The organism is Planktothrix sp. FACHB-1355, from assembly GCF_014748295.1.
GTDB lineage: Bacteria > Cyanobacteriota > Cyanobacteriia > Cyanobacteriales > Aerosakkonemataceae > Aerosakkonema > Aerosakkonema funiforme_A.
Window position 1 is genome coordinate 1 of the sequence record NZ_JACJUP010001207.1, and the last position, 2074, is coordinate 2074.

The following is a 2074-nucleotide window of genomic DNA, read 5'->3' on the forward strand; positions in this document are numbered from 1 at the left end:
TTTCTATTGCTAAGTTTCTAATATGTTTAGATTTTAACTTCGGTACTATCTTCCGGGTTAGGGCATTCGGGATAGGTAGGAACTAGGTTTACTGCATCTGCTGGCATTTAGCGCGATCGCCAAACGTCACAGTAACATATTCCCAGCTACCGCCCCGGAGAAGTTTGCAGGCTTGGCAAATTTGGTGTTTGCAAGCTTTTCTCCATTAAAATAAACTCATTACCACTTTAGCTTAAATAAAAAGATTGTTCAATGACTATTGCGATCGCTGTCAACTCGGACTATCTCAACAACTTGGATCTCTCCCCTGCCGAAAGGGTTATTGAAAAATTACTGCAAGAAGGGGCGATCGCATCTAGCGAACAGCAGTTGCACTTTGAGATTGACTACACCCGCGAAGAAACAGATCCGCGAGAGCTCTCAGAAATTCCGGAAGTGCGGCTGTGGTTTGTCAGACTGGACGCTCGCTATCCCTGGTTGCCGTTTTTATTGGATTGGAAAGCAGGCGAACTAGCCCGCTACGCAGCGATGCTGGTGCCGCACCAGTTCAGCCGCAAAGATGGCATCCAGTACAATCCAGAAGCCTTAGAAATCTTCGTGATGGCAAAGTTATTTGTCTTAACGGATTGGATGAAAAATCGTGGAGTGGAAAGTCGATCGCGCTTAAAGTCAATGGCTCAGATGTTCGGCTACGAACTGGATGATGGCTTGTTCGACTTGTTGAATTAGCACAAAAAACTCAACAAATTCTTTGTAGAGTTTCCACACCCAAAGTTGATTTACCCAGATAGGCCCAGCGACCTTGGGCTAAATCACCCTGAATTTCGTAATCAAGACAGTACACATTGCCCTCTCCCCAGCCAACAACCAACCAATCACCCACACGCAAGCCAACACCCTGATATTCAACTCCCATTGACCACAAAATTTGATAAGTATCGCTCGACTTAGTAATATTCAGGGTGCCTTCATAATTGCCAAGTTTGGCAATACTTCCCCTGACTTGGTAAGAACCTTCCAATTGGTTGGGTGTGCCGCCGACAGCTTTTTCGGTGTCGATCGCACCGTTGTTGGCAGGGGTAATCCACCTGCAATCTAGAGTACCGTCGCCATTAATTTTATAAAGCGAAACGCCGTAGGTGTTATCCAAGCTAGAAGCCGCAAAAAGATGACCGGACTCAAAAAACGCCAACCCTGAGTAATCACCCAACGTAGTCAACCAGGATAGGGTGTAAATCTTACCCATAGGATGGATTTGCACTGTACCGGAATAAGGTCTTTCATCGGTGCTTCTAGCCGCTGTAATAGTCCAAGTACCTTGAGGCCCGATTTTGGCTTTGGGGTTGTTTAGCGTGATGTTCATCTTCTAGCTTTGACGATCGCTCTACTTCTAACTTACCCATCTGTTGCAAAATCCAATCAACCGCCCTTGCCAAGTCTGTCGCCACATAATCCGGTTTGGTGTGGTGCTGGTACTTGCCCCCCAAGACGCTTTCCCCAAATCCCGTTTGCACCAAAATCCCGCAGCAGCCAGCATTGTGAGCCATATCCACGTCGGTTGCTTTGTCGCCGACGACGAAACTCTGGCTTAAATCTAGGTCATGTTCCCAAGCAGCTGCCACCAGCATACCGGTATTCGGTTTGCGCCAGCTACTCCACCGGGTAAATTCTCGATTCGTTCCGCCTTCAGGCGGACTGAGATAGGGGCAGTAATAGAGGGCATCTAATTTTGCCCCAGCTTCAGTTGCTAACAGCTGGCAAAGGCGGCGGTGCAATGCTTCTACATGGTCGATCGGGTAATAGCCCCGTGCTGGGCCAGACTGGTTAGAAACCAGACAGCAAAATATTTGTCGATCGTTTAAGCGACGCACGGCTTCAGCCACACCCGGTATGAGATGCAGGTCTTCTACGTTGTGAATGTAACCTGCCTCGATATTGAGGACGCCATCTCGATCTAGAAATACGGCTGGTTTAGCAGATTTTAGATTTGGGATTTGGGATTTGGGATTCAAGATTTTCTCGGTGTTTGGTTTTGGACTTTAGACGATCGGGCGATCGCTAATCTCAATCTAAA

3 protein-coding genes are annotated in these 2074 nt (G+C 47.4%); 1 reads left to right on the forward strand and 2 read right to left on the reverse strand.

Annotated elements, in window-relative coordinates:
- Positions 1-252 precede the first annotated feature (252 nt).
- A complete protein-coding gene (locus H6S82_RS30810; protein WP_190465390.1) occupies positions 253-729 on the forward strand; it encodes a CRR6 family NdhI maturation factor in 477 nt (158 codons plus the stop codon).
- A gap of 10 nt (positions 730-739) precedes the next feature.
- Here the strand turns inward: H6S82_RS30810 and H6S82_RS30815 are convergent, their stop codons facing one another.
- Together H6S82_RS30815 and H6S82_RS30820 are read right to left on the reverse strand one after the other, a co-directional pair.
- Positions 740-1363: a hypothetical protein gene (locus H6S82_RS30815; protein WP_190465392.1), complete on the reverse strand. Its 624-nt coding sequence runs from the start codon at positions 1361-1363 to the stop codon at positions 740-742.
- The gene (locus H6S82_RS30820) at positions 1293-2012 is read right to left on the reverse strand and encodes an HAD family hydrolase (RefSeq protein ID WP_199315316.1); all 720 of its coding nucleotides are present in this window, start codon (positions 2010-2012) and stop codon (positions 1293-1295) included. Before H6S82_RS30820 ends, H6S82_RS30815 begins: the two co-directional genes overlap by 71 nt.
- Positions 2013-2074: the final 62 nt, after the last annotated feature.

Excerpts from the sequence above, each read along its gene's own strand:
- H6S82_RS30810 (WP_190465390.1), top strand. The coding sequence starts at position 253 with ATGACTATTGCGATCGCTGTCAACTCGGACTATCTCAACAACTTGGAT.
- H6S82_RS30815 (WP_190465392.1), bottom strand. The coding sequence starts at position 1,363 with ATGAACATCACGCTAAACAACCCCAAAGCCAAAATCGGGCCTCAAGGT.